Source organism: Bradyrhizobium sp. USDA 4454, from assembly GCF_054822705.1.
Map to the genome: position 1 here is coordinate 2,603,555 of NZ_JBTRCN010000001.1, position 26,373 is coordinate 2,629,927.

General features: G+C 61.5%; 22 protein-coding genes. All 22 read left to right on the forward strand.

The features are described from left to right. The 22 genes from ACVIW0_RS11890 to ACVIW0_RS11995 all read left to right on the forward strand — a co-directional run bounded on the left by ACVIW0_RS11890 (window position 1) and on the right by ACVIW0_RS11995 (window position 26,278). Window positions 1–930: an NAD-dependent epimerase/dehydratase family protein gene (locus ACVIW0_RS11890; protein WP_461352497.1), complete on the forward strand. Its 930-nt coding sequence runs from the start codon at window positions 1–3 to the stop codon at window positions 928–930. Further along, complete coding sequence (locus ACVIW0_RS11895; protein ID WP_461352498.1) at window positions 927–2,111, forward strand: glycosyltransferase family 4 protein; 1,185 nt, start codon at window positions 927–929, stop codon at window positions 2,109–2,111. Before ACVIW0_RS11890 ends, ACVIW0_RS11895 begins: the two co-directional genes overlap by 4 nt. 113 nt (window positions 2,112–2,224) lie before the next feature. Then, entirely contained in the window at window positions 2,225–4,093 is a 1,869-nt protein-coding gene (asnB, locus tag ACVIW0_RS11900) for an asparagine synthase (glutamine-hydrolyzing) (protein ID WP_461352499.1), read from the forward strand. A gap of 8 nt (window positions 4,094–4,101) precedes the next feature. Beyond that, window positions 4,102–5,193, forward strand: a complete 1,092-nt coding sequence (locus ACVIW0_RS11905; protein ID WP_461352500.1) for a glycosyltransferase family 4 protein — start codon at window positions 4,102–4,104, stop codon at window positions 5,191–5,193. Further along, window positions 5,190–6,407: a glycosyltransferase family 4 protein gene (locus ACVIW0_RS11910; RefSeq protein ID WP_461352501.1), complete on the forward strand. Its 1,218-nt coding sequence runs from the start codon at window positions 5,190–5,192 to the stop codon at window positions 6,405–6,407. The genes ACVIW0_RS11905 and ACVIW0_RS11910 overlap by 4 nt, the downstream gene beginning before the upstream one ends. 138 nt (window positions 6,408–6,545) lie before the next feature. Further along, entirely contained in the window at window positions 6,546–7,184 is a 639-nt protein-coding gene (locus ACVIW0_RS11915; RefSeq protein WP_461352502.1) for a winged helix-turn-helix transcriptional regulator, read from the forward strand. Further along, the gene (gene nusG, locus ACVIW0_RS11920; RefSeq protein WP_461352503.1) at window positions 7,184–7,699 is read left to right on the forward strand and encodes a transcription termination/antitermination protein NusG; all 516 of its coding nucleotides are present in this window, start codon (window positions 7,184–7,186) and stop codon (window positions 7,697–7,699) included. Before ACVIW0_RS11915 ends, nusG begins: the two co-directional genes overlap by 1 nt. A 115-nt stretch (window positions 7,700–7,814) precedes the next feature. Continuing rightward, window positions 7,815–8,753 carry a Gfo/Idh/MocA family oxidoreductase gene (locus ACVIW0_RS11925; RefSeq protein ID WP_461352504.1) on the forward strand — a complete coding sequence of 313 codons (939 nt, stop codon included), beginning with the start codon at window positions 7,815–7,817 and terminating at the stop codon, window positions 8,751–8,753. Continuing rightward, window positions 8,750–9,346 (forward strand): acyltransferase, encoded by a 597-nt coding sequence (locus tag ACVIW0_RS11930; protein WP_461352505.1) that lies wholly within the window; start codon window positions 8,750–8,752, stop codon window positions 9,344–9,346. The genes ACVIW0_RS11925 and ACVIW0_RS11930 overlap by 4 nt, the downstream gene beginning before the upstream one ends. A 33-nt stretch (window positions 9,347–9,379) precedes the next feature. Continuing rightward, window positions 9,380–10,777 (forward strand): hypothetical protein, encoded by a 1,398-nt coding sequence (locus ACVIW0_RS11935; protein ID WP_461352506.1) that lies wholly within the window; start codon window positions 9,380–9,382, stop codon window positions 10,775–10,777. A 146-nt stretch (window positions 10,778–10,923) separates the two neighbouring features. Further along, window positions 10,924–12,252, forward strand: coding sequence for a hypothetical protein (locus ACVIW0_RS11940; RefSeq protein WP_461352507.1), 1,329 nt, complete (start codon window positions 10,924–10,926; stop codon window positions 12,250–12,252). A 44-nt stretch (window positions 12,253–12,296) separates the two neighbouring features. Beyond that, window positions 12,297–14,213, forward strand: coding sequence for an asparagine synthase (glutamine-hydrolyzing) (asnB, locus tag ACVIW0_RS11945; protein WP_461352508.1), 1,917 nt, complete (start codon window positions 12,297–12,299; stop codon window positions 14,211–14,213). Between the two features lie 23 nt (window positions 14,214–14,236). Next, entirely contained in the window at window positions 14,237–15,184 is a 948-nt protein-coding gene (locus ACVIW0_RS11950) for an NAD-dependent epimerase/dehydratase family protein (protein ID WP_165124661.1), read from the forward strand. 13 nt (window positions 15,185–15,197) lie between these two features. Next, window positions 15,198–16,130 (forward strand): NAD-dependent epimerase/dehydratase family protein, encoded by a 933-nt coding sequence (locus tag ACVIW0_RS11955; protein ID WP_461352509.1) that lies wholly within the window; start codon window positions 15,198–15,200, stop codon window positions 16,128–16,130. A 2-nt stretch (window positions 16,131–16,132) separates the two neighbouring features. After that, window positions 16,133–17,191: an NAD-dependent epimerase/dehydratase family protein gene (locus ACVIW0_RS11960; RefSeq protein ID WP_461352510.1), complete on the forward strand. Its 1,059-nt coding sequence runs from the start codon at window positions 16,133–16,135 to the stop codon at window positions 17,189–17,191. Next, window positions 17,191–18,252 carry a non-hydrolyzing UDP-N-acetylglucosamine 2-epimerase gene (wecB, locus tag ACVIW0_RS11965; protein ID WP_461352511.1) on the forward strand — a complete coding sequence of 354 codons (1,062 nt, stop codon included), beginning with the start codon at window positions 17,191–17,193 and terminating at the stop codon, window positions 18,250–18,252. Before ACVIW0_RS11960 ends, wecB begins: the two co-directional genes overlap by 1 nt. Before the next feature lie 135 nt (window positions 18,253–18,387). Next, a complete protein-coding gene (locus tag ACVIW0_RS11970) occupies window positions 18,388–19,386 on the forward strand; it encodes an NAD-dependent epimerase/dehydratase family protein (protein WP_461352512.1) in 999 nt (332 codons plus the stop codon). Window positions 19,387–19,418: 32 nt separating this feature from the next. Continuing rightward, on the forward strand, window positions 19,419–21,311 hold the full coding sequence (asnB, locus tag ACVIW0_RS11975; RefSeq protein WP_461352513.1) for an asparagine synthase (glutamine-hydrolyzing): 1,893 nt from the start codon (window positions 19,419–19,421) through the stop codon (window positions 21,309–21,311). A gap of 265 nt (window positions 21,312–21,576) precedes the next feature. Then, the gene (locus tag ACVIW0_RS11980; protein WP_461352514.1) at window positions 21,577–23,487 is read left to right on the forward strand and encodes a glycosyltransferase; all 1,911 of its coding nucleotides are present in this window, start codon (window positions 21,577–21,579) and stop codon (window positions 23,485–23,487) included. A 6-nt stretch (window positions 23,488–23,493) separates the two neighbouring features. Beyond that, complete coding sequence (locus ACVIW0_RS11985; RefSeq protein ID WP_461352515.1) at window positions 23,494–24,420, forward strand: NAD-dependent epimerase/dehydratase family protein; 927 nt, start codon at window positions 23,494–23,496, stop codon at window positions 24,418–24,420. After that, window positions 24,421–25,290: a class I SAM-dependent methyltransferase gene (locus ACVIW0_RS11990; protein ID WP_461352516.1), complete on the forward strand. Its 870-nt coding sequence runs from the start codon at window positions 24,421–24,423 to the stop codon at window positions 25,288–25,290. 232 nt (window positions 25,291–25,522) lie between these two features. Further along, entirely contained in the window at window positions 25,523–26,278 is a 756-nt protein-coding gene (locus ACVIW0_RS11995) for a polysaccharide deacetylase family protein (protein WP_461352517.1), read from the forward strand. The last annotated feature ends 95 nt before the right edge of the window (window positions 26,279–26,373 follow it).

Sequence of the window (26,373 nt, forward strand, 5' to 3'; positions counted from 1 at the left end):
ATGATCGTCTGGGTCACCGGCGCGAACGGGTTCATCGGCCGCCATCTCGTGCATGAGCTGGCGGGTGCCGGCCATGTTGTGCATGGCGTCGGCCACGGCGCGCTCGACGCGACGGAAGCCCGCCGGCTTGGCCTGCAGAGCTGGATCAACGGCGAGATCGACGTGGCCAATCTCAACGCGCTTGCGGCGGCGCACGGGCTGCCGACGCATGTCTTTCATCTGGCCGGCGGCTCCTCGGTCGGTGTTTCGATCGAGCGGCCATTCGAGGATTTTTCGCGGACGGTCGCGAGCACGGCGCGGCTGCTCGAATGGCTGCGCGGATCCGCCCCTGACTGCGCGGTGATCGCGGCGTCGAGCGCGGCCGTTTATGGCGCCGACCATGCCGGCTCGATCGCTGAAACTGCCGTCGCAGCGCCGATGTCGCCCTATGGGCAGCACAAATTCATGATGGAGCAGCTGTGCCGGAGCTACGCGCAGTCGTTCGGCATGCATTGCACGATCGTGCGGCTGTTCTCGGTCTATGGCCCCAATCTGCGCAAGCAATTGCTCTGGGACATCTGCTCGCGGCTGGAGGCCCAGGAACCGGTGTTGACGCTCGGCGGGACCGGCCAAGAAATCCGCGACTGGACCGACGTTCGCGATGTCGCAAGGCTGCTTGCCAAAGTCGCTGAACCATCGTCGCAGCAGAACTTCCGGGTCATCAATGGCGGCTCAGGCCGCGGCACGAGCGTTGCCGATATCGCCGCGCACCTCATCAAACAGTGGGGCGGCAACACGGTTGTACGGCACTCCGGCATCAGCCGGCCCGGTGATCCCGTCAGCTTGCTGGCCGACGATGCGACGCTGCGCGGAATCGGGTTCGATTGGCGCATTCCGCTCGACCGGGGCCTTGCCGACTATGTGACCTGGTTCAAGGGACACGCTTCGTGACGCCGCGTCCATTGCGGTTCGCGTTTGGTCACATTTCGCGACGGCTCTGGGCCGGCGGCTACAATTATCAACGCAACCTGTTCGAGGCGCTCGACCGATTTTTGCCCGGCGAATTCACGCCGGTCGTGTTTGCGGGGACGGCGGCTGATGAGAATGAACTCGCGGAGCTTGCCGCGATACCCGGCGTCGAGGTCATCAGGTCTGAAGCGTTCGACGGACAACCGGGTCTGGCTGCCGCGCTCGGGATCGGGTTGGACAGTGGAGCCGCGGCGGCGTTTCGCTCCGCGCGCGTCGACGTCGTCGTTGAAGCCGCGCGCTTCTTCGGCTGGCGGCTGCCGATTCCGGCGGTGGCGTGGATCCCGGATCTGCAACACCGGTCGCTGCCTCAGCTGTTTCCAACGACGGCACGCTGGCGCCGCGAGATCGGCTTTCGCGTGCAGATTGCGTCCGGGCGGACCATCATGCTGAGCAGCGAGAGTGCGTTCCGCGATTTCAGGGCCTACTACCCGCATGCCAAGAGTCGCGTCAGCGTCGTTCGCTTCGCGACCCAGCCGCCAGCTGCGTTCCTGAACACGGACCCGTCGGACGTCATCGCGACCTATAACCTGCCGCAAAACTATTTCTATCTGCCCAATCAGTTCTATCGCCACAAGAACCATCAGCTGGTGCTCGATACCTTGACGATCCTGAAGCGTCGTGGGGTCGACGTGGTTGTCTGCGCATCCGGCAGCACGGAGGACCGACGCGAGCCCGGCTATTACGATCTGGTCAACTCCGAGATCAAACGCCGCGGCCTCGAAGCGAACTTCCGTCACCTCGGTGTGATCCCGTTGCCCCATGTCTACGCGCTGCTGCGAGCCTCAACCGCACTGCTCAACCCATCGCGCTTCGAGGGATGGAGCACGACGGTGGAAGAGGCGAAGTCATTCGGCGTTCCGATGATGCTGTCCGACATCGACGTGCACCGCGAGCAGACCTCAGGTGCCGCCCGCTATTTCGGCGTCGATGATCCGAATGCGCTGGCCGACCAGCTTGCGGAGGCTTCGCAGCAGGCGCGCGGGCTCATCGTACGGAACGTCGTTGCGCATCAGGACGAGCGCGTCCGCGCATTCGCGGCGAGTTTTGCGGCCACCATGCGACAGGCTGCCGGTCAGGATGTCGGCGCGCTGATCGAAAGATAGTCGAGCAGCAGATCGCGCGGGCGCGCGTTGACCCCTGAGGTTGACGTTCATCGCGTGAACAGGGTAGAGGAGAGCGCAGGCGCTGGGCCGAATTTCGTGCCGCAGCGGCCGGAATGCGCGTCCTGTCGAATTGTCCACGAAACCCAGACCATGCAGGTGAGTCCCACGTGTGCGGCATATTCGGCCTAGTCGCCAAGAACGGACTCGTTGATGCTGATCAAGTCGATCGACTGACCGATCTGGTCGCTCACCGCGGGCCGGACGGGCGCGGGGTCAGGGTCAATGGCAAGGTCGGGTTGGGGCACCGGCGACTGGCTATCATCGATTTGACCGACGACGGCGCGCAGCCGATGCGTGACAGGCTGCTGCCGATCTGGATCACCTACAATGGTGAGATCTATAATTATCTCGAGCTGCGCGCGGAACTTGAAGCGCTCGGCCATGTCTTCCACACGGCGTCGGATACCGAGGTCTTGCTCACGGCCTATGTCCATTGGGGCGAAAGCTGCCTCGAGCACTTCAACGGCATGTGGTCGTTTGCGATTCATGACGAGCGTGACAATACGCTGTTCTGCGCGCGTGATCGCTTCGGTGTGAAGCCATTCTACTTTGTCGACACGGCGAGCCAGTTCGCCTTCGGTTCAGAGATTCGCCAGTTGCTTCCGTTGATCGGGCGCGCCGTCGCCGACGACGAGCTTGTCAGGGACTTTCTCGTCTGCGGCCTCAGCGACCATACCGATCGGACCTTCTTCAAGGGTATCGAGAAGCTGGCCCCTGGACATAAGATGCGCGTCGATCTGGCAACGGGCCGGATCAAGATCGAGCGCTATTATTCGCTGGCGCCGCGTGCGGCCGTGGCCAGCGAGCAGGAAGCCGCCAGCTCACTGGCGGAACTGCTCGATGACGCGACGCGTCTGCGTTTGCGCTCGGACGTTCGCGTCGGAACCTGCCTGTCGGGCGGATTGGACAGTTCGAGCGTCGCGACGCTGGCGGCCCGGCGCTACGCTTTGTCCTCCAACCATCGCTTCTTTGCCATCACGGCGATCAGCGAGCAGGCGGAGAACAACGAGGAGGCATACGCCGCCGACGTCGTCGCAAAGGCCGAACTGAACTGGTTGCGTACCAAGCCGAGCTATCAGGATTTCGCGTCGACTGCGGAGGCCCTGCTCGAGGTGCAGGAAGAGCCGTTCGGCGGCCCCTCGATCATGATGCAGTACGAGGTGATGAAGACCGCGCGCGCCAACGGCGTGATCGTGCTGCTCGACGGTCAGGGCGGTGACGAGACGCTGCTAGGCTATCACCGCTATTATGCGGCCTGGCTGCGCGACCAGCTGGCCCGCTCCGGCGTCGGGGGATTCCTGTCCGCCTTCCGCGCGGCGACGCGGGCCGGCGTTTCGGCTCAACGGTTGCTGATGTACCTGTTTGGCGCCAGCTCGGCAGCGCTGCGGACCGCATACTACCGCTGGCAATACGCCTTCCTGAAGAGTCCGGATCTGCCGGAGTGTCTTCGCCGCTTTGCGCGCGAGACGAGGGACGCGCAGCAGATGCAGGTGCTGGAGATCACTGAAACCAACCTGCCGATGCTGCTGCGCTTCGAGGACAAGAACTCGATGCGGTTTGGTATCGAGACCCGGTTGCCGTTCCTCGATTACCGCTTTGTCGAGTTTGCGCTGAGCCTGCCGACGCGCATCAAGTTGAACAAGGGGTGGACGAAATGGCCGCTCCGGGCGGCGATGCAGGACGCTCTTCCACCCAGCATCTCCTGGCGCAAGGACAAGATCGGCTTCGCAGCACCCGACCGGCTCTGGCTCAGCCGACACTCGCCGGCGATGTATGAAAAGGTTGTCGGCAGCGCCCTGCTTGCCCGCTACGTCGACATGGCCGCCGTGGAGCGGAAATTCCACCGGCTCGACCTCGGAATGCGCTGGCGGCTTTATTGCGTCGCGCTTTGGGGTGAACGCTTCCGGGTCGAAGCTCCATGAAGATCTGCATGTTGTCGAGTGTCCATTCGGCCGATGACATTCGAATCGTTGAGAAGGAAGCGCGCAGCCTCTCCGAGGCCGGTCACGACGTGACCGTCGTGGCACTGTCACCTCGCCCGAGCGATGCGGGCCGCATCCATTTCAGATTGATCGAGATGCCGCCGGTTGCGCGCTGGAAGCGCCCGTGGGTCACGGGCCGAGCTGCCGTCGCCCTCGCGCGGGCGGCCAGCGCGGACGTCGTCCAGTTCCATGATCCGGAGCTGATCCCGTTCGCGCTGCGGCTCAAGAGCCGGAATTGCAAGGTGGTCTACGACGTCCACGAGGATGTGCCCGCGGACATTCATTCCAAGCGGTGGATCTGGCCTTGGATGCGGCCTTTCGTGTCGCGCGGAATGGAATTAGCGGAACGGTACGCTGCCGGACGCTTCGATGCGATCGTCGCGGCGACGCCGGCCATTGCCGATCGCTTCCGCGGCTATGGTGCCGCCGTCACGCTGGTGCGCAATACCGTGCGGCTGGACGAATTCATCGAGCCTGGGCCGACGACACAACGGCTGCGTCAGGCGGTCTATGTCGGCCGCACCAGCTTCGATCGCGGGCTGGTCGAAATGGTTGAGGCATGTGCCGCGGTGCGTCTGCCGCTGGTGCTGGCCGGAACCATCGGTCGCGAGGAACAAGCCTGGCTTGAGAAATCAACTGCCGACGTGTCATACAGAGGCAGGCTGGGACGTGGTGAGATCGCGGCGCTGCTGAACGAGAGTCTCATCGGCCTCAACCTGCTATTGCCTGAACCGAATTATTTGCTCTCACTTCCAACCAAGCTGTTTGAATATATGGCTGCCGGCCTACCAGTCATTTCAAGTGATCTGCCGAAATCCAAGGAGATCGTCGAGGCGGCGGGGTGCGGATTCGTCGTGTCGCTCGATGACCGTGCCGGTCTTCTGGACTGCCTGTCCAGGCTTGCGGACGATCCGCAGTTCGCGATCGGATTGGGGCTGGCGGGACGGGCCGCGGTGACCAGCAATTTCAACTGGCAGCACGACGCGGTGGAACTCACCGAGCTCTACCGGCGACTTGGTTCGCCCGGGGCAGCGGCATGAACATCTGGCTGCTGCATCCCTTTGCCGGAGGTCCTGGCCTCGGGCGCCACTATCGTCCGTTCTGGCTGGCGGACGCCTGGGGCAAGATGGGGCACCGGGTGGTGATCGTCAGTGCCGCCTTCCATCACCTGCACAGGCAGCCGCGGGTTCCGGGGCCGCAGCGGATCAACGACGTTGATTTCTGGTTTCTCGACACGCCGCGCTATGGCCATGGCAGCCTGGGGCGGCTGCGCAACAATTTGAGCTTTGCGCCGGCCTTCCGCTCGGCGGCATCTGCAATCGCGGCGCAGTGCGGCAAGCCGGACCTGGTGATTGCGTCGAGCCCGCATCTGTTCTTCGTCTCAGCGGCGGATCAGGTCGCACGGCAATTCGGGACGCGGCTCTGGCTGGAGGTCCGCGACCTCTGGCCGGAAAGCATCATCGCGCTCGGCATGACGCCGGCATGGCATCCGCTGATGAAGGTGCTCGGCTGGAAGGAGCGCGCCGCCTATCGCACGGCGGATCGCGTGATCTGCCTGCTGGCCGGAGCGGAAGCCCATATGCGGGCGCGTGGCTTGCCCGCCGGCAAGTTCCTGTGGATCCCGAATGGCGTGTCCGACGGCGAAATCCAGAGCGCGCTGACGATCGAGACGCTCAGTCATCCGCTGGTCGAGCGCATCAATCTGCTGAAGCAGCAGGGCAGGCGCGTCGTGCTTTACGCCGGCGGCATGGGGCCGCCGAACGCCGTGGAGGCCATTCTGGACGCGGCCGTGATCCTCGGCAAAGCAAACCCCGAGATCCATTTCGTGATGATCGGTTCGGGTACCTCGAAGCAGGCGCTGAAGCAGCGGGCGGCCGCGCTTGCCAACGTGGAATTTCACGACGAGGTCGATCGGGCGGTCGTGCACGGTATGCTGAACGCTTCCGACTGCGCGGTGGTCGCCTTCCACAACAACGCGCTCTATCGCCACGGCATCAGCCCCAACAAGCTGTTCGACTACTGCCTGTTCGCGCCGCGCAGCGTCATTGCCTGCGAGGAGCGAGCGCTGGCCGGGCTCGAGGATCTGGTGACCGCGCGATGCGCGCCCGATGATCCCGACGCGCTTGCCGCAACTCTGCGCGCCGCGTTGGAAGGCCCGGCACGTCCGCGGGCCGACCGCGTGGCCGCGGCACGGCGCTACAGCTATTCAACGCTCGCGGCGCAATATCTGGCCGACGTGCCCGATAAGGCTTGAGGTGTGACCATCGCGTCACATAGGTCAGATGCAAATCCCTTTGTAATCAATTGGTTATGGCGTTCATGTCGTGAACGATTTCGCTTGACGTTCATCGAGTGAACGCGGTATCAGCCTGCTCCATTGGGGACAGGCGTGATGGCGGGCATTCTACCGACGGATGAGAATGACAGCGACCGGCTGGTGCTCGGCCTGCTCACCTCGCTTGAGGCGGATGGTGCGCAATCGCAGCGGCACATCGCGGCCGAGCTGGGCGTCGCGCTCGGTCTGGTCAATGCCTACCTGAAGCGGGCGATCAAGAAGGGCTTCGTCAAGGTCGGCTCGGCGCCGGCGCGGCGCTATGCCTATTACCTCACCCCGCAGGGCTTCTCCGAGAAATCGCGACTGACCGTCCAGTTCCTCACGGACTCCTTTTCGCTGTTCCGCAAGGCGAAGGAGGAATACAGCCTGTTGTTTGAACGCGCGCAGGCGCTTGGCTTCCGGCGCGTCGTGCTCGCCGGACAGTCGGATCTTTGCGAGATCGCGATCCTGTGTGCGGTCGATGGGCCGATCTCGATCCTTGCCATTGTCGATCCCGATGTCACCGCGAGCAGGTTCATCGGCGTGAAGGTGGTGTCCTCCTACGCGCTGGTGGACGAGCCGTTCGATGCGGTTGTGGTGACCCATTTGACGGCCGCTCGAACCGTCTTCGACCAGGCCGTCAGCAATTTCGGCGCAGACAAAGTGCTCGCGCCGGAGCTGTTGGGTTTGCGTCCGAAGCAGCCGCAGGGAGCGTGATGGCGATGCAGTCCGGTTCCCGCTGGTATGTCGTCCAGACACAGGTCAATGCCGAAGCAAAAGCGGCGGCCGGCCTCGTGCGGCAGGGATTCGCCACCTATCTTCCGCGCTATCAACGGCGCCGCAGTCATGCGCGGAAGGTCGAGCTCGTCGCCCGGCCGCTATTCCCGCGCTATCTGTTTGTCGCGATCGATGTCGCGGCCCAGCGCTGGCGCGCCATTCAATCAACGCTCGGCGTTTCACATCTCGTCTGCGTCGGCGATCGGCCCGCGGCAGTGGAAAATGCCGTCATCGATGCGCTGAAGTCGCGCGAGGACGAGGCCGGATTCATCGCCCTTGCGCGCAGGCCGGCGTTCTCGCCGGGCGATGCGGTTCGCATCGTCGAGGGTGCATTCGTCGATAGTCTTGCACTCGTTGAAGACGCCAGCGATCACCATCGCGTGGCTGTTCTGTTGAACCTGTTGGGCCGCAAGGTGCGCGTTCTTGTCGGGGCGGATCTGATCGCCGCGGCTTGAGCGCGTCTGCCGCTGGCACGGCATATTGGAATTTTGTGCTCGGGTGTGACGCGCGATTCACCCCGAGTGCGGTAGCTTGCCTGAAGCAAGCCAAGGGTTCGAAGAGGGAGATTTCATGACCAACTATGCGCTGATCGGTGCCGCCGGCTATATCGCGCCGCGGCACATGCGGGCGATGGCCGATACCGGCGGCAAGCTCGCCGTGGCCTACGATCCCAACGACTCCGTAGGGATCATGGACAGCCATTTTCCCGACGCCGAGTTCTTTACCGAATTCGAGTTGTTCGATCGCCACGTCGGCGCGCTGCAGCGCGACGGCAAGAAGCTGGACTACATGACGATCTGCTCGCCGAACTACCTTCACGATGCGCATTGCCGATTTGCGCTTCGTTCCGGAGTCGACGCGATCTGCGAAAAGCCGCTGGTGCTCAATCCCGGCGACATCGACGGGCTGGCGGCCATCGAACGCGATACCGGCCGGCGGATCTCCACCATTCTGCAATTGCGCCTGCATCCGGCGATCATCGCGCTTCGCGACCGCTTCGCCAATTCGCAGAAGCGCCACAAGGTCGAGCTCACCTACATCACCTCGCGCGGGCGCTGGTATCACACCTCCTGGAAGGGCGCTGAAGACCGGTCCGGTGGCGTGGCGACCAACATCGGGGTGCACTTCTTCGACATGTTGAGCTTCGTGTTCGGACCCGCCAGCCGCAACGAGGCGCATTTGCGCGAGGCGGAGCGGGCGGCAGGCTCGCTGGAGTGCGAGCGCGCCGACGTCAGCTGGTTCCTGTCGCTCGACCGCAACGACTTGCCGGAGAGCGTGAAGGGCACGAAGACGACCTTCCGCTCCATCACCGTCGATGGCGAAGAGGTCGAGTTCTCCGAAGGCTTCACCGATCTCCACACACGAAGCTATGAGGAGATCATTGCTGGCCGCGGATTCAGGCTGGACGAAGTGCGCCCCTCGATCGATATCGTCTCCACGTTCCGCCATGCGCCGATCGTTCGGAGCAATGGCGTTCACGCCTTTGCCCAGAAGGCGATGCACAAATGAGCGAGATGCGCGAGGATCCGCGCTTCCCCGGCGCACTGATCCATCAGTCGAGCTACGTCGACGACGGTGCCGTGCTTGGACGCGGTACCAAGGTCTGGCACTTTTGTCACATTCTGTCGCGCACGGTGATCGGCGAGAATTGCTCGATCGGCCAGAACGTGATGATCGGTCCCAATGTCAGGATCGGAAACGGCTGCAAGATCCAGAACAACGTCTCGATCTATGACGGCGTCGAGCTCGCCGACGACGTATTTTGCGGCCCGAGCTGCGTCTTCACCAATGTCAACAATCCGCGCGCCGATGTGTCGCGGAAGGATGAGTTTCGCAAGACGCCGATCGGGCGCGGCGTCAGCATCGGCGCCAATGCAACCATTGTCTGCGGGCATTCGCTCGGCGAATACTGCTTCATCGGGGCCGGCGCCGTCATCACGAAGGACGTCCCTGCGTTTGCATTGATGGCGGGAAATCCGGCAAGACGGATCGGCTGGATGAGCCGAGCCGGCGAGCGGCTCGGCAACGATCTCGTGTGCCCGCGATCCGGTGAAGCCTACGTTGAAATTGACGGCCGGTGCCTTCTCAAAGAGTCACGTTAAGCAAACCGTTTTTCCAACCATCAGTTTACACAGATGATTCCAGTCAAGCATCCAGTTCCCCCGCTCACCGCGGTCGATGGGCCAAATACGCGGCCCCTTGAGTTCCTGTTGCTCTGCGATTTCATGCCGGGAAGCGCGTCCACGATCATTGACCACGTCAAGGGTCTGAAGGATTTCTCCCGGCACTCGATCCACATCTTCAATTCGCGGGGCGATGTTTCCGATCTGCTTGAGCTCGACCGGTTTGACGGTGTCATTATTCACTACTCCCTCGTCGCCTGCATGGACACCTATATCGGCCCGAACCTGCGGGCCGCCATCTGCCGGTTCAAGGGGCTGAAGGCCGCCTTCATTCAGGATGAGTATCGCTGGATCAACGATACGATGGGCGCGTTTCGGCAGCTCGGTATCCATATCCTGTTCAGTGTCGTCCCGCAGGAGATCATGGACGCCTACTATCCTCAGGACCGGCTGCCGAATGTCGTCCGGGAAACCGTGCTCACCGGCTACGTTCCGACTGAACTGCTCGGCAGGCGCGTGCCGCGTTACGAAGACCGATCGATCGATGTCGGCTACCGTGCGAGAAAGGTACCCGACTGGCTGGGAAGCTTTGGTCAGGAAAAGTGGCTGATCGCCGGCCGGTTTCAGGCGGATGCCGACAAGTGCGGACTGGTCTGCGACATGTCCACGCGCGAGGAGGACCGGATCTACGGCGAGAACTGGATCACGTTCCTCGCCAACTGCAAGGCCGTCCTCGGCACCGAAAGCGGTGCCAGCGTTTGCGACTTCACCGGCCAGATTCAGCGCAACGTCGACCAACACCTGGCTCGCGACCCGTCGGCGAGCTTTGAAACGCTGCGTGACCTTTATTTCAAGGATGTCGACGGTCAGGTCGTTCTTGCGGTGATCTCGCCGCGATGTTTCGAGGCGGCTGCGCTGCGAACATTGATGATCCTGTATGAAGGCACCTATTCGGGCAGGCTTGAACCTTGGCGGCATTACGTGCCGCTGAAAAAGGATCATTCCAACATGGCCGAGGTCGTCGAGGTGCTGCGCGATCCTTCGCGCGCGCAGGAGATTATCGATCGCGCCTATCAAGAAGTTGCTCTCAATCCCGACAACAGCTTCGCGGCGATGGTCAAGCAGTTCGATATTGCCATTGATCGCGAGTTTCGGCCCGAAATGGCTGCGGCCAAATCGCCCTATGCCGAAGGGGAACTTGTCGCGTTGCTCGAACGCGAACGGCGCCGGGAGCGGCGCCGCGCGCTGATGCAGAGGATCCGTCACCGCGTACGCCTGACGGCGAGGATCATTGTCGTGATCGGGATCATCCGCGTGGCGCGTCTGACACCCGGGCCGCTCCGACGTTGGGTGAAGGAAAAATTCGTGAGAGGGGCGCGAATTCGCCGTCTCGTCGGGATTGATGCCTGAGGCGGGACATCAGGATGGTCATGACACGTCCGCAGATGTTCGGTCAGCGAGATGACATGCGCCGGATTGACCATTTCGAGTGCAGCCGGCTCCGCAAAGGGGCAGCCCTGGCGTCGCGCTGCCGTGCGCGGGGCTGATTTTCAATCGTGCGAATCCTCATCCTGCACGAACTCGACGATCTTGCGTCGGCGCGACGCACGTCGATCAATCATGCGTTCGCGCTCGTCAAATATGCTCCCGAACATGAGTATACGCTGCACAGTGCGCGCCAACCCGTGACGGCGCGTCTGCGCGAACAGGTTTTCGATGCGATCGTTCTCGACACCACGTTCCTGTGCTGGAGATGGGCGCGGCCGAAGTCGCTATGGCTGGATCGAATCCTCGATGCCTACGACTTTGTCGGGAAGTCGGATGCCGTCAAGGTGGCGCTGCCCCAAGACGAGTACGACCACGCCGAGGTGCTCGACAGCTGGCTCGCGGACTGGAACGTCGATCTCGTCTATTCCGTATGTTACGAGCACCGCGAGGAGTTTTATCCTCGGGCGCAGAAGAAGGCGCGGGTGCTCGAGGCGCTTACGGGATACGTTGACGACGTCGACATCGATCTGATGCAGCGCTTTGCCGTACCATTCAACGACAGGGCGATCGACGTCGGCTACAGGGCGCGGGCGTTGCCCGCCTATTACGGAAGAGTCGGCCAGGTGAAGGCCGAACTGGGCGATCGCTTCCGGTCGAAAATGGCCGATCGCAGGCTGAAACTGGATATCTCGACGCAGGCGCGTGACGCGCTTGTCGGCGACGCCTGGCTGCAGTTTCTGGGCAATAGCAGGTTTACCCTCGGCTGCGAGAGCGGAAGCTCCCTGCTGGATCCCAGAGGGGAGATAAGGGAACGCGTCGAGAGGCAGCTTCAGCGCAATCCGGCGGCGAGCTTCGAGGAACTGGAGCAGGCGTGCTTTCCCGGTCAGGATATGAAGAAGGCGTATACTGCGGCCGGGCCGCGCCTGTTCGAGGCGGCGATCGCGCGGTCCTGTCAGATCCTGACGCCAGGCAACTACGCCGGTGCCCTGAAGGCGGGTGAGCACTACATCGCGCTCGCGCCTGATTGCTCGAATGCCGATGAGGTTTACGAGCAAATGCAGGACGAGAGCGCCAACCAGGCGCGGATCGAGGCGTGCTACCGTGCATTGGTCGACGATCCGAAGTTCCGCTATAGGAATTTCGTGGCAGGCCTGCTAGCGGAAGTTCGTGATGCTGCGATCCGGAAGGGGCGGCGACTGCCTGATTGCGATCCGCCGCCTGGTGCGATAACAGACGAGCTTGCCTTACGTGAATCTTTTACCCGCGCCGTTCTTAAGACGCATCAGCATCACATCGAGGATGTGAAGGAAATCAGGTTGCTGCCCAATTTTCTTCACGCAATTGTCGTTGCGCTAGTCCGCCAGATGCTGTCGCTGGCGCGCAGAATTCGCGGATAGTGTGGTCTCTTCGACGAGCTTGAATATCGGGGTTTTCTGACTTCATGTGTGGCATTGCAGGACTAGCATCTCTGTCCGGTCGTCCCGTTGCGCGGGTCACGGCGTCGCTCAATGCGATGAGCAGCCTGATCGCTCATCGCGGGCCCGACGGTTCGGGGCTATGGAGCGATGAAGCCGGAGCCGTCGGGCTGGTTCACCGCCGGCTCGCGATCATCGATTTGACCCCCTCCGGTGCCCAACCCATGAAGGGCGCGAACGGCACCGTGATTTCCTACAATGGTGAGATCTACAACTTCATCGAACTTCGGGAACAGCTCTCGGACGGCTGGACGTTCAAGTCCAGTTCGGACACCGAGGTGATCCTCGCCGCCTACGCCAAATGGGGCGAGCGCTGTGTCGATCATCTGCGCGGAATGTTCGCCTTTGCGATCTGGGACGATCGAAACAAGAAGCTGTTTGCCGCCCGCGACCGCTTCGGGATCAAGCCGTTCTATTACACGGTGCAGCAGGGGGTCTTCTACTTCGCCTCGGAGGCCAAGGCGCTGCTGCCGTTCCTGAGCGACATCGAGACCGACGCCGATGCGCTGAGCGAGTATCTCACGTTCCAGTACACGATCGGCAAGAAGACGCTCTTCAAGGGCATATCGGCCTTGCTGCCCGGCCATCTGCTGCGGCTCGAGGGCGGCGACATCGTGACGTCCCGGTACTGGGACGTGCAGTACGATGTCGATTTCGATCGCAGTCCCGCCTATTTCGAGCGGCGCTTCACCGAACTGGTGTCCGACTCGATGCAGGTGCATCTGCGCTCCGACGTCCCGGTCGGCGGTTACGTGTCGGGTGGTCTCGACTCCAGCCTCGTCGCGCTGATGGCCTCCAAACTGGATCACCGCAGCCGCGACGCATTCCACGGCCGCTTTCTCGAATTCCCCGGCTATGACGAAAGCGGCTACGCCAAGACGGTGACCGATCTGGCTGACATGTCGCTCCACATGGTCGACATCACCGCCGCCGATTTCCGCAACAGCATCGCCGACGTGATCTACCATCTGGATTTTCCGGTCGCCGGTCCGGGTTCGTTCCCGCAATATATGGTGTCCGCGCTCGCGGCCAAGAACGTCAAGGTCGTGCTCGGCGGGCAGGGCGGCGACGAGCTGCTCGGCGGCTATGCGCGCTACCTGGTGGCCTATTTCGAGCAGTGCATCAAGGCTGCGATCGATGGCACCTACCAGAGCGGCCACTACGTGGTCACGATCGAATCGATCGTGCCCAATCTCGGTCTGCTGCGCGAATACAAGCCCATGATCAAGGAATTCTGGCGCGCCGGCCTGTTCGAGGATCTTGATCAGAGATACTTCCGCCTGGTCGATCGTTCGACCGACATGGTCGGTGAGGTCGATTGGAGTGCGCTGAACAAGGAAGCTGTGTTCGAGTCGTTCCGCGCGATCTTCAACAACCAGGACAACGTGAAGAAGGAAGCGTACTTCGACAAGATGACGCACTTCGACTTCAAGTGCCTATTGCCGGCGCTGCTTCACGTCGAGGACCGGATGAGCATGGCGCATGGCCTGGAGAGCCGCGTGCCGTTGCTCGATCATCCGCTGGTAGAGTTTCTCGCGACCGTGCCGGCCGACGTGAAGTTCATGGGCGGGCAGATGAAGCAACTCATGAAGACGGCCTATCGCGACACGCTTCCCAAGCAGCTGCTGCAGCGGCGAGACAAGATGGGCTTCCCGGTGCCGCTGAAGGAATGGTTCGACGGCGAGCTCAAGGACTTCGTGCTCGACATCTTTGGCGAACAGCGCTCGAAGCATCGGCCGTTCTTCAACAGCGATGTCGTGCTCTCCAGCTTCGGCGGGCAATCCCGCTTCTCTCGAAAGACCTGGGGTCTCCTCAGTCTGGAGCTCTGGCATCAGCGGTTTCATGACCGGGCGGCCGAGTTCCGTGCGATGGTCAAGGCTTAAACTTCTCAATCTGGATGGTGGCTATGAAGATTTTTGTAACCGGCGGTGCCGGGCAGGTCGGATCGACGGTCATTGACATGCTGCTGTCGCGCGGCGACACGGTGGTTGCGATCGACAATTATGCGACCGGCCGGGCCGACAACCTGACCAAGCATGCAAACCTGACCCTGGTCGAGGACACGATCGCGAATGCCGCGGTGGTCGACCAGCTGTTCTCGGACTTCCGGCCCGAGGTCGTCATCCATACCGCAGCCTCCTACAAGGATCCCGAAGACTGGAGCAGCGATGCGCTGGTGAACGCGGTCGGCACGGCCAACATCGCCAAGGCCTGCAAGACCTTCGGCGTTTCGCGCCTGATCTACTTCCAGACGGCGCTCTGCTACGGCACCAAGCCGCTGCAGTCGCCGATCCCGCTCGACCACCCGATCAATCCGGTCAATTCCAGCTACGCGATCTCGAAGACGGCCGGCGAGCACTACGTGCAGTTTTCCGGCGTCGAATGGGTGACGTTCCGCCTTGCCAACGTGATCGGGCCGCGAAACGTGTCGGGCCCGCTGCCGATCTTCTACGGGCGGCTGGCCAAGGGACAGAAGTGCTTCGTCACCCCGGCGCGCCGCGACTTCTGCTATGCGGGCGACCTTGCCCGCGTCGTCGTCAAAGCCGCCGATGGTGTCGGCCGCGGCACCTATCACTTCTCGTCGGGCAAGGATGTCGCGATCAAGGAACTCTACGACTCCGTGGTGCGGGCGATGAAGATCAATGACTATCCGGAGCCGGAGGTGAAGCCGCTCGGCCCGGACGATGCGCCTTCGATCCTGCTCGACCCGTCACGCACCTTCAAGGATTTCGGTGCCGTCGAATTCACCTCGCTCGATGAGATCGCCCGGCTGTCGGTCGAGCGCTGGGAGAAAGAAGGAGTCGTCGGCGGCTATACGCACCTGAAGGAAGCGCGTGCGGAAATCCGCACCTGATCGGAACGGCGACATGCGCATCATCATCACCGGCGGCGCGGGCTGCCTCGGCTCGAACCTGATCGAGCACTGGTTGCCGCAAGGCCACGAGATCCTCGTGATCGACAATTTCGCCACCGGCAAGCGCGAGGTCGTGCCTGCGCTTCCCGGCCTGACCTTGATCGAGGGCTCGATCGCCGATCGGGAGCTCGTCGCCTCGGCGTTCGAGAAGTTCCGGCCGACGCATGTCGTGCATTCGGCGGCGTCCTACAAGGATCCGGCGAACTGGCGGGAAGACGTCGCAACCAACGTCGATGGCACCGTGAACGTGATCGATGCGGCACGTGCCGCCGGCGCGAGCCGGATCCTGCACTTCCAGACCGTGCTGTGCTATGGCCGGCCGGAAACCACGCCGATCCCGGTCGAGCATCCGCTGCGGCCGTTCACCAGCTACGGCATCTCGAAGGTTGCCGGCGAGCAGTATCTGGCGATGAGCGGCCTGCCTTACATGTCGTTGCGGCTTGCGAACGTGACCGGTCCCCGTCTGGCGATCGGTCCGATCCCGACCTTCTACAAGCGCCTGAAGGCCGGGCAGGGCTGCTTCTGCAGCGATGCGCAGCGCGACTTCCTCGATATGTCCGACTTCCTCGCTGCGGTCGACCTCGCGATGGCCGAGCAGGCGCCGACCGGCGTCTTCAACGTCTCGAGCGGGATCGGCCACTCGATCAAGGAAATCTACGATCTCGTGCGTGCCCACCTTGGGCTGCCGGCCGATCCTGACGTGAAGGTCGTGCCGGTGGGCGACGACGACGTGCCGTCGGTCGTTCCGGACCCGAGCCGGACCCGCGAGCGCCTCGGATGGCAGGCCAAGGTGCCGTTCGATGAGACCATTCGACGTCTGCTTGCGTGGTACGACGCCCATGGCGTGAGCGACGTTTACAGTCACCTGGCGGCACCCAAGAGCTGATCATGAAGTCTTTTAACGGATCGACCATTCTCGTCGTCGGCGGAGCCGGATTCGTCGGCTCAAATCTCGTGCGGCTGTTGCTCGAGCAAGCGCCGGGCAAGGTCATCGTCGTCGACAACCTGCTGTCGGCGGACGCCTCGAACGTGCCGCCTGATCCGCGGATCCAGTTCGTCTCGCGTCCGATCACCGATGATGCCGTGCTCGCCGCACTGCCTGACGATCTCGACTTTGCCTTCCATCTTGCGTGCTTCCACGGCAACCAGTCGTCGATCGCCGATCCAATGGCGGATCACGACAACAATACGCTGACCAGCCTGAAGCTGTTCGAACGGCTCAAGGGCATCCGCTCGCTGCAGAAGGTGGTGTATGCCGCGGCCGGCTGTGCGGTAGCCGAGAAGACCTTCGACGGCGCTTCGGCGACCAAGGAGGACGCTCCGGTCTCGCTGTATCACGACAGCCCCTATTCGATCTCCAAGCTGATCGGGGAGATGTACGGCAACTACTATTTCACCCGCTACAAGCTGCCGTTCGTGAAGGCGCGGTTCCAGAACGTGTACGGGCCGGGCGAAATTCTGGGTGCGGGGCGCTGGCGCGGCACCGTTCACACCGTTTGGCGGAACGTCACCCCGACCTTCATCTGGAAGGCGCTGCACGATGAAGCGCTTCCGGTCGAGAATGGCGGGATCGCCTCGCGCGACTTCATCTTCGTCGAAGACATGGCGCGCGGCTTGATGGCTTGCGCCCTCTCGGGTGATCCCGGCGAGATCTACAATCTCGCCTCGGGCGTCGAGACCAGCATTCTTGAACTGGCGAAGCGGGTGAATTCGATCACCGGCAACAAGACCCCGATCGCGCTCACGCCGGCACGCGACTGGGACCGGTCGGGCCAACGTTTCGGCGATCCGGCGAAGGCGCGCGAGAAGCTCGGCTTCGTTGCCAGCGTCGCGCATGAGGATGGCCTCAGGCGGACCATCGCCTGGACGCAGGAAAACCGAGGCCGCATCCTCGGCTGCATGCGCAATCACGTGACCCACGTGCCCGACGTCGCGAAGTATTCCTGATGTCCATCAAGATCCTCACTGTGGTAGGCGCGCGACCGCAGTTCATCAAGGCCGCAGCGGTCAGCCGGGCGATCCGCGAAACGGATGGCTTGGCGGAGGTGATGATTCACACCGGGCAGCATTTCGATGCCAACATGTCCGATCTGTTCTTCGAGGAACTGGCGATCCCGAAGCCGAAGCATCATCTGGACATCAATGGCGGCGGTCATGGCGACATGACCGGGCGGATGCTGATGGAGATCGAGCCGATCCTGCTTGCCGAAAAGCCGGATTGGGTCGTTGTGTATGGCGACACCAATTCGACACTGGCCGGTTCGCTGGCCGCGGCCAAGATCCACATTCCGGTTGCCCATGTCGAAGCCGGGCTGCGTTCCTTCAACCGGCGGATGCCGGAAGAGCTGAACCGGATCGTGACGGACCATCTCTCGACGCTGCAGCTCTGCCCGACGGCGACGGCGATTGCGAACCTTGCGGCGGAGGGCGTGGTCAGGGGCGTACATCACGTCGGCGACGTGATGTACGACGCTACCCTGTTTGCGCTGGAGAAGGCCGAGGCCGGCTCCACGATCCTGACCGAGTTGCAGCTGCAGCCCAAGCAGTACGCGCTCGCAACCGTGCACCGCGCGGAGAATACCGACGATCCGGAGCGGCTCCGCGAGGTTGTTGAATTCCTGCTGGAGCAGTCGCGCGGGCGTACCGTGGTGCTGCCGTTGCATCCGCGCACCCGCGGCGCCGCCTCGCGGCTGGGTGTGAGCCTCGACGGGCTGCGCATCATCGACCCGGTCGGCTATCTCGACATGGCGAAGCTGCTGCACCACGCCACCGACGTCTATACGGACTCCGGCGGGCTGCAAAAGGAAGCCTATTTTCATCGCGTGCCGTGCGTGACGCTGCGTGACGAAACCGAGTGGACGGAGACGGTCGAAAACGGCTGGAACCGGCTCTGGAAAGGACCGGCGCATCTGGCGCGGAATGACATCACCGACTACGGGCAGGGACGGGCAGCATTCGAGATCGCGGAACTGCTGCGGGCCCAGGCCCCACTGCATGCAGCAGGCTGAGATCATAGCCGGCGGGTGGCGCACCTGTTGGCATCATGGCGGTCACCCCGCGTCCGACAGTCATCTTAACCTTGCCGCGAGCTCGACGTTGTCCGCTCGCGGTGAAGCGTAAAACTCCAGTCCAAGAGGCCAGCCTTGGAAGTCAACGGCAAGAAGTTCCTCGTCATCGGCGGAGCCGGATTGATCGGTTCGCATGCAGTCGAGCAGCTCGCGAAGCACGACGTCGGCGAGATCGTGATCTATGACAATTTCGCACGCGGCTCTCTCGAGAATCTCGACCGGATTCTGGGCGACCCACGGGTCAAGATATTCGAGGCGGGCGGCGATGTCTGCCAACCCGACATCCTCGACGCCGCGATGAAGGGCAAGGATGGCGTGTTCCACTTTGCCGCGCTGTGGCTGCTGCAATGTCATGAATTTCCGCGAGCGGCCTTCGACACCAACATCCGCGGGACGTTCAACGTGCTCGAAGCCTGCGTCGCGAACCGGATCAAGCGTCTGGTCTATTCGTCGTCGGCATCGGTCTATGGTGATGCCATCGAAGAACCGATGACCGAGGATCATCCGTTCAACAACAAGAACTTCTACGGAGCGACCAAGATCGCCGGTGAGGCGATGGCCACGGCATTCTGTCATCGCTACGGCCTGCCCGCGGTCGGCCTGCGCTACATGAACGTCTACGGGCCGCGTCAGGACTATCAAGGCGCCTACATCGCGGTCATCATGAAGATGCTCGACGCGATCGATCGCGGCGAAGGGCCGACCATCCTGGGAGATGGTTCGGAAGCGTTCGACTTCGTGTCGGTGCTTGATTGCGCGCGCGCAAACATCTGCGCGATGTCGGCCGATACGGTTGCCCGATATTACAATGTCGGAACGGGCGAGCGCACGTCGCTCAAGGAGCTCGCGGAAATGCTGCTGCAGCTGACCGGGTCGAACCAGCCGATCCAGTATGCGCCGCGCAGCAATGCGACGTTCGTGCGCAACCGGGTCGGCTCCACCAAGCGTGCAGCAGACGAAATCGGCTTCACCGCCGAGGTCGATTTGCGCGAAGGCCTGCAGATGCTGATCGAATGGCGGGCGAAGCATCGCGCCGGCGTCGAGCGGCGTCGCGCCAAGGCCGGCATTGAGTAAGTCCCTGCGGTCCGGATCGAGCGGATTTAGGCATGTGCGGCGTCGCAGGCATTCTTAACTTCGATGGGCGGCCGGTGTCCCCGGATGCGCTGCGTGCAATGACGCAGGCGATCGCGCATCGTGGTCCTGACGGCGAAGGCCATTGGATCGACGGTTCGATCGGTCTCGGGCATCGCCGGCTGGCGATCATCGATCTGAGCCCGACCGGCGCGCAGCCGATGCAAACCGCCGACGGCCGGTTTGTGATTTCGTACAACGGCGAGATCTACAATTATCGGGAGCTCCGCGCCGAACTCGAAGCGCAGGGGCATGTCTTCAGGTCGACCAGCGATACCGAAGTCCTGCTGCAGGCGACCGCTGCGTGGGGGCATGATGCCCTGCAGCGCTTCAACGGCATGTTCGCCTTCGCGCTGTGGGACCGCAAGGAACGCCGGCTTACGCTTGCGCGGGATCGCTACGGGATCAAGCCGTTGTATTATTGGTTCGGCGGAAACCAGTTGCTGTTTGCATCGGAATCGAAGGCGTTTCGTGCCGCTCCAGACTTCGACGCGCGGCTCGATTCCGAAGGCTTGCTCGAATACTTCACGTTCCAGAATTTCTTTACGGACCGAACCTTGCTCAAGGGCGTCCGCATCCTTCCGGCGGGCTGCTATCTGAGCATATCGCCTGAGGATGCGCCCGGAACCCAGCCGCGACTGACGCGATACTGGGATTACAATTTTCAGGAGCCGGAGACGACCCGGTCGGAGGCGGACTATCAGGACGAGCTCGACCATCTGATTCAACAGGCGGTGAAGCGGCAGCTGGTGTCGGACGTGGACATCGGCGCGTATCTGTCGGGCGGAATGGACTCAGGCACGATCACAGCGATCGCGGCGCAGTCGCTGAGCTACATGCGCACGTTCACCTGCGGTTTCGACCTGAGCTCCGTGTCGGGCATCGAGCTGCAATACGACGAGCGTGCGGCCTCGGAAAGAATGTCGTATCTGTTTCGCACCGAGCACTACGAGATGGTGCTGAAATCGGGCGACATGGAGCGTGTGCTTCCCAAGCTGGCCTGGCATCTGGAGGAGCCGCGCGTCGGACAGAGCTACCCGAACTACTACGTCGCCCAGCTCGCCAGCAAGTTCAACAAAGTCGTGCTTGCTGGAACGGGCGGTGACGAGATCTTCGGTGGCTATCCCTGGCGTTACTACCGCGCGGTCGTGAACCAGAGCTTCGAGGAATATATCGACAAGTACTATCAGTACTGGCAGCGGCTGATTCCGAACAGCGTGCTGAAGCGCGTGTTTGCGCCAATATGGAGCGAGGTGCAGGGTGTCTGGACGCGCGACATCTTCCGGGACATCTTCAGCCAGCACGCCGAGTGTCTGACCCGTCCGGAGGACTACGTCAATCATTCGCTCTATCTGGAGGCCAAGACGTTTCTGCACGGCTTGCTGACGGTCGAAGACAAGCTGTCGATGGCGCATTCGCTGGAAACGCGCGTCCCGTTTCTCGACAACGATCTGGTCGATTTCGCCATGAAGCTGCCGGTCCGGATGAAGCTCGGCAAGCTCGATGAAGTCGTCGCAATGGATGAGAACGCGCTGGGCAGGAAGACGGCCCGGTACTTTCAGAAGGCCCGTGATGGCAAGAGGCTGTTGCGAAACGTGATGCAGCAGCACATCCCCCAGGAAGTCGTGGAGCGTGAGAAGCAAGGCTTCTCCGGTCCTGACGCAAGCTGGTTCAAGGGCCAAAGCATCGACTTCGTCCGCAGCGTCCTGTTCGATGATCAGGCGAAGATCTATCGCTATCTCGATCCCAAGCCGATCAGGGAACTGGTCGATGATCACCTCAACGGTCGGGAGAATCGCAGACTGCTGATTTGGTCGCTGATCAACGTCGAATACGCGTTGCGCGCGCATGTCGAGAACCGCGGGTAATATCCCGACGGAGCAATTTCCCGCGCGATCTCAACAAAGACAAATTGTCGGATCGATGTGTGTAGAGCTGAGTCGTCGCCACGCCCGGATGCTGTGCGCCGATGCCGAGTTGATCTTCCGATGTCGGAGTCGGCCGACTTGCCTCACCTAAAGTGCCGGCCGAGGACATCAGCTCCTTGATCCGGAGTAGCTGGCTGGCCATCTGTATCCAGATGTTTGCACGGTCGCTCGGCCCCACGAAAGGTCGCCAGTTTTGAAGTCGTTGATGACTACCATTTCGTTCAACGTGGTACGCCGCGCGAAGAAGTGGAGGGATGCCCTCCGGACCGCACGTTCGCAGTCGAAGGCAGAGGTTGACGCGACGCGCGTCCTTCGCGCCAAAGATGCCGTGATCACGGGTATGAAGCCGTTCGGTGGGACTTACGCTTCCGTCCTGTTCCGAACGGTGGGCACCAGGTCGCGCCGCTTGCGGCTATTGCCGATCCGCGCGTCGACTTCGGTTACGTTGTTCCAGGTTAGAGCGGACCTTCCGGCAGATCTGGTTGCACTTGTACCGAACAAATCCGAATTGCGGGAGTGGGCCCGGGACACGGTCGTCGAGTGGAAGCTGGCCGAATGCATATCCGTCGATCCCCAGTCTCGCGACGACTGTTGGTCGGAGAAGAGCAGTCTCGCTGTGCGCGCGTTGATCGCTTCGTCGACGCGTGACAACGAACTGGTGTGGAGGACCTTGATTACCTCTGATCAAGCAACCGGCGGCGGGGAGAGTTTAACGACCTGGCCGCTCGGATTCCGGCCGGAACGGGCCAATCCTGACGTTCGCCGCCGTCGGCTGATGATCGCGCTTGGTCTTGCTTTCCCTAAGAGCTTGATGGCGTTGCACCATATCGAAGCCGCGGGGCAGCCGCCCACGCTCAATCCGCCTTATGGCGAGGAGCCCATTCAAGACGTTCCGCGGCCTGAAGGGAGTCCTGCCGTTCCCCGCCGCCGTTCGGTTCTCTTCGTCAATCCGAGCTATTACAACTTTCACTTTCTGGCCGGCTCGTTGCGCAAGCGCGGCTGGGATGCCGTGTCGATGGCAATTATTGACCCGAACTCCGACTACGCCCAGCATTTCCACGGCCATGATTGGAACCTGTTCGAAGCGGACGCCAACAAACAGCAACAGGTCTTGCGTGAGCGATTCCAGGAAGCGGCCGAGCGATTTGACATGTTTCATTTCGCCGGCGTGGGGACCCTGTCGTTCTTTCCCTACAACTATGACGACATCTCGAAAAATCACGACAGCATCCCTTGGGATGTGCTGGAACTGAAGCGACGCGGCGCGAAGATCGCCTACAGCATCACCGGATGCCATGACTTGATCACGCAAACGGGCTTCGAGGCCTGGAGTCCCGGAATGTGCCCGAAATGCGCATGGCGCGACCGGCCCGAGATCTGTTCCGATCATCGCATGTCTGCCTGGGGCTGGAAGGTCCGGCAACTGGCCGATCTGATCTGCATCGAGACCGACCCGCCACTCGATTTTCGGGATGCGGCCGCTGTTTTTCGCGAGCCGCTGTCCTTCGCCGTCGATCCCGAGTTCTGGCACCCGGAACTTGCGCGGACAATTGCCGTACCCGAATTGTGGCGCGAGCCCAAGGCCGACGGTGAAATCCTGATCTATCACTCGGTCGGCAACTATGAGATGCGCACCCGCCAGGGCGTCAACGTCAAGGGGACCGGCGCGGTTGTTGCTGCAATCGATCGGCTGAAGGCGGAGGGGCATCCGGTCCGGTTGCTATTTCGCAAAGACGTGCCGAGCGTCGACAATCGCTGGATGCTCGCGCAAGCCGATATCATCGTCGATCAGCTCAACTATGGCCGCTATGGCGCCACCGCGCGGGAAGGCATGATGCTCGGGCGTCCCGTCGTTGGTCGGGTCAACAAGGTCGAGGCACGCGGTCTGCCCGCCGTCCAGGCCATTGCCGAGTGTCCGATCGTCGACGCGTCGGAGGAAACCATCTACGAGGTGCTGCGAGGGCTGGTGGCCGATTCGGGCGAACGCGCCCGCATCGGCGCCACGAGCCGCGTGCACGCGGAGCGCTGGTGGTCCAGGGACGTGTTGGCCGAACGCTATGAACGGGTCTACGACCACCTGCATCGGCATGGCCGGCCTCCCGCGACGCTAGAGTAAGAGCGAATGGCTTCGCAGAACATGGGACATTCCGGATTGGATCTGTCGGATCGTCACGTCTTGCTGACGGGCGGTACCGGGTTCGTTGGCTCTCGCCTGCTAGGCCTGCTGCAGGGCAGGGGAGCTTCTGTAACAGCGTTGATCAGGCCGGGAACGCAGCTAGCGTGCGACGGCAATATGCGCGCTGTGGAAGCCGATCTGTCAGGCAACTTTTCATCGGAGCTGCGACAGGTAGGTCGAGTCGATGCAATCGTTCATCTTGCGCAAGCAGGCGGCTGGAAGGATTTCCCAAGGGAGACGGGCGCCATAGCGGCGGTCGCGATTGCCGCAGCTGCACGTTTGGCGGAATACGGTGTCAGCCACGGCGCCGGCCAGTTCATTCTGGCCTCGTCCGGTGGAATATACGGACCATCCGCTCAGGCTTTGAACGAGGATGCGCCAATTCGGCCGATCAACGAGTTGGGTTTCTACCTCCAGGCGAAGGCGTCAGCCGAAACATTGTTGCGGTGTTTTGAGCCACATCTTGTCGTCTCGCGCCTCAGATACTTCTTCATATACGGCCCCGGGCAAAATGAAGACTTTCTTATTGCGCGAATCAGGAACGCAATTGCGCGCGGAGAGCCGATCCGCCTTGCTGAGGCGTGTGGTCCGCGCCTCAACCCAATCTATGTCGACGATGCCGCGCGAGCGACTATGGCAGCACTGGACCTCAAAGAGTCTTATGCTATCAATGTCGCCGGTCCTGAGATCGCGTCACTTCGGGAGATTGTGGAGCTGATTGCGAATGTATCGAATCATCGCGTCGCGATTGAGCCTGTCGACAAGCCACCTGACCACTATGTGGGCGCGACCGACCGAATGGTGAAACTGCTTGGGCGGCCGACGATTGGACTGAAAGACGGAATATCCCGCTTGTGCCATCGAGAAAGCTGAATGACTATGGATTGGCTGCGAACTTCTTGGCGTGATGTCGAAGTGGACGAAAGTGATGATCTTCTTGAGCTCGTTCTTGATGATCCTGCAGAACACGCCAGCGCTGTAGAATTTGGTCAAATCAGTGGAAAGCTCATTTCGCCTGACTCGGGCCTGCCACTGCATTTCAATGGTGTCGATCTGTCCACGAGTTCAGGCGAATCGTTTCCCATCGACAATAGATTGCCTGTTCTTTTGCCCCAGGCCGCGCGGCATTTCGCTGATCGGCACATCGAGGCTCTGTCGATCGGCTCGATAAAGAGCGCCTTTGATCAGTATCTGTATTTATGCGCCGTCAAGAACACCGGAGGCGATTTGAATACGCCATTCGACGATCCCTGGTACAAGCGCCACGTGTTCCGCTCTCGAGCCTTGCTTGCCACCGCCCGTGGGCTGGTTCTGGACATTGGTTGCGACAGCCCGGATTTGAGCCGGCGCATGTTCCCGCCCTCTTGCGAATATCTTGGGATCGAGCCATCGCTCGGCAGAAGCGAGCAATTTCGCGTTGTTGGCATGGCCGAATTTCTTCCGTTTGCTGAGGCCACGTTCGATTGTGTGTCTTTCCTGACCAGCCTCGATCACGTTTTTGATTACCAAACGGCCGTAGCGGAAGCGGCGCGCGTATTGAGGCCGGGCGGAAGGCTGTATTTGGCAACCCTAATCTGGACGGAAAGAGCCGAGCTCTATCGAGATGCAATTCACTTCCATCACTTCCGTGACTATGAGATTCAAGGCGCTTTGAGAGGATTCTCAATCGCACATATCAAGCGATACGGTTGGAAGGGTGATCGGCATCGCTTCGGGGTGTATCTCGAAGCGACAAAATTGTGATTTTAAGAGAGAATATGGGCTCCAAGTTCCCCGACGCTTCGGCATTGGACATCAATGGCGCGCCGGATCGAATGATCGATGGCGTCGCGGAACGTTTTCTGTTGTCGATGGGTTGCTGAGGCCGATGGATTTTGGAACTGAACGGTACTGTCAGAACGACGGACTTGAAGGAGGTTGTCTTGAACTCTCTTCGCAACGGGTTCATCTAAAGATTGGATTGGACTGACCACGGATGTCGCCAGATCGTCAGCACTCATTGGAATTCGGTGACTTCACTGAGGCAAGTTATCGACAACTGCTTCGGCTTGCCAAATCGTCCTATCGGACCGTTGATTTTCCCTCAGCCGGTGCCAGCGGCACAATTCTTTGGCGCCACGACTGTGACGTATCGATGCATCGCGCTGCGAAGGTTGCCGAGATCGAGGCCGAGGAAGGCGTGAAGGCAACCTATTTCCTGCTTCCGAGGTGTCTCTACTACAATCTGATGTCAGCCGACGTAGCTGAATGCGTACGCCGCATACAGTCGCTGGGGCACGACATCGCGTTGCATTTCGACCCGACATATTATGGTGAGATGCTGCGTGGGCAGGCCTTGTTGAACGCAATAGCCCGTGAACGCGATTTGATCGCAGACGAATTTGGTTCACCGCCGGTGGCGATTAGTTTTCACCTATTCGGTATTATCGATCAATCCGAACTCGAGGATGATATCGTCGCTGGCATGATCAACGCATACGGCCGCTCGCTCAAGGCGAGTTATGGCTATGTGTCCGATAGCAACGGCGTCTGGCGCTACCGACGTCTCAAGACGGTGCTTGAGGAGGCTACGGAGGAGCGGCTGCAAGTGCTTACGCATCCGGAGTGGTGGACTCCCGAGATCATGTCACCGCGGGCTCGGCTGCAGAGAGCGATTGACGGCTACGCGAGCGCGATGGGTCGTTGGTACGACGAAATAACAGCCAGACACGATCGTCCGAACATCCGATGAACGATCCGGCGCCCAGAGAGACGTGATGCATCGGGTTGCTCTGCGGACCGGCTTCGGCGGGACGATTCTGGGCGCCCGAATGTGCTGCATCAAAT

Bases quoted from the DNA above. Each gene is read 5' to 3' on its own strand.
- ACVIW0_RS11955 (WP_461352509.1), top strand. From the start codon at position 15,198: ATGCGCATCATCATCACCGGCGGCGCGGGCTGCCTCGGCTCGAACCTG.
- ACVIW0_RS11980 (WP_461352514.1), top strand. From the start codon at position 21,577: ATGACTACCATTTCGTTCAACGTGGTACGCCGCGCGAAGAAGTGGAGG.
- ACVIW0_RS11910 (WP_461352501.1), top strand. From the start codon at position 5,190: ATGAACATCTGGCTGCTGCATCCCTTTGCCGGAGGTCCTGGCCTCGGG.
- ACVIW0_RS11960 (WP_461352510.1), top strand. From the start codon at position 16,133: ATGAAGTCTTTTAACGGATCGACCATTCTCGTCGTCGGCGGAGCCGGA.
- ACVIW0_RS11990 (WP_461352516.1), top strand. From the start codon at position 24,421: ATGACTATGGATTGGCTGCGAACTTCTTGGCGTGATGTCGAAGTGGAC.
- ACVIW0_RS11930 (WP_461352505.1), top strand. From the start codon at position 8,750: ATGAGCGAGATGCGCGAGGATCCGCGCTTCCCCGGCGCACTGATCCAT.
- asnB (WP_461352499.1), top strand. From the start codon at position 2,225: ATGCGCGTCCTGTCGAATTGTCCACGAAACCCAGACCATGCAGGTGAG.
- ACVIW0_RS11925 (WP_461352504.1), top strand. From the start codon at position 7,815: ATGACCAACTATGCGCTGATCGGTGCCGCCGGCTATATCGCGCCGCGG.
- ACVIW0_RS11935 (WP_461352506.1), top strand. From the start codon at position 9,380: ATGATTCCAGTCAAGCATCCAGTTCCCCCGCTCACCGCGGTCGATGGG.
- asnB (WP_461352513.1), top strand. From the start codon at position 19,419: ATGTGCGGCGTCGCAGGCATTCTTAACTTCGATGGGCGGCCGGTGTCC.
- wecB (WP_461352511.1), top strand. From the start codon at position 17,191: ATGTCCATCAAGATCCTCACTGTGGTAGGCGCGCGACCGCAGTTCATC.
- ACVIW0_RS11950 (WP_165124661.1), top strand. From the start codon at position 14,237: ATGAAGATTTTTGTAACCGGCGGTGCCGGGCAGGTCGGATCGACGGTC.
- ACVIW0_RS11905 (WP_461352500.1), top strand. From the start codon at position 4,102: ATGTTGTCGAGTGTCCATTCGGCCGATGACATTCGAATCGTTGAGAAG.
- asnB (WP_461352508.1), top strand. From the start codon at position 12,297: ATGTGTGGCATTGCAGGACTAGCATCTCTGTCCGGTCGTCCCGTTGCG.
- ACVIW0_RS11890 (WP_461352497.1), top strand. From the start codon at position 1: ATGATCGTCTGGGTCACCGGCGCGAACGGGTTCATCGGCCGCCATCTC.
- nusG (WP_461352503.1), top strand. From the start codon at position 7,184: ATGGCGATGCAGTCCGGTTCCCGCTGGTATGTCGTCCAGACACAGGTC.
- ACVIW0_RS11985 (WP_461352515.1), top strand. From the start codon at position 23,494: ATGGCTTCGCAGAACATGGGACATTCCGGATTGGATCTGTCGGATCGT.
- ACVIW0_RS11995 (WP_461352517.1), top strand. From the start codon at position 25,523: ATGTCGCCAGATCGTCAGCACTCATTGGAATTCGGTGACTTCACTGAG.
- ACVIW0_RS11915 (WP_461352502.1), top strand. From the start codon at position 6,546: ATGGCGGGCATTCTACCGACGGATGAGAATGACAGCGACCGGCTGGTG.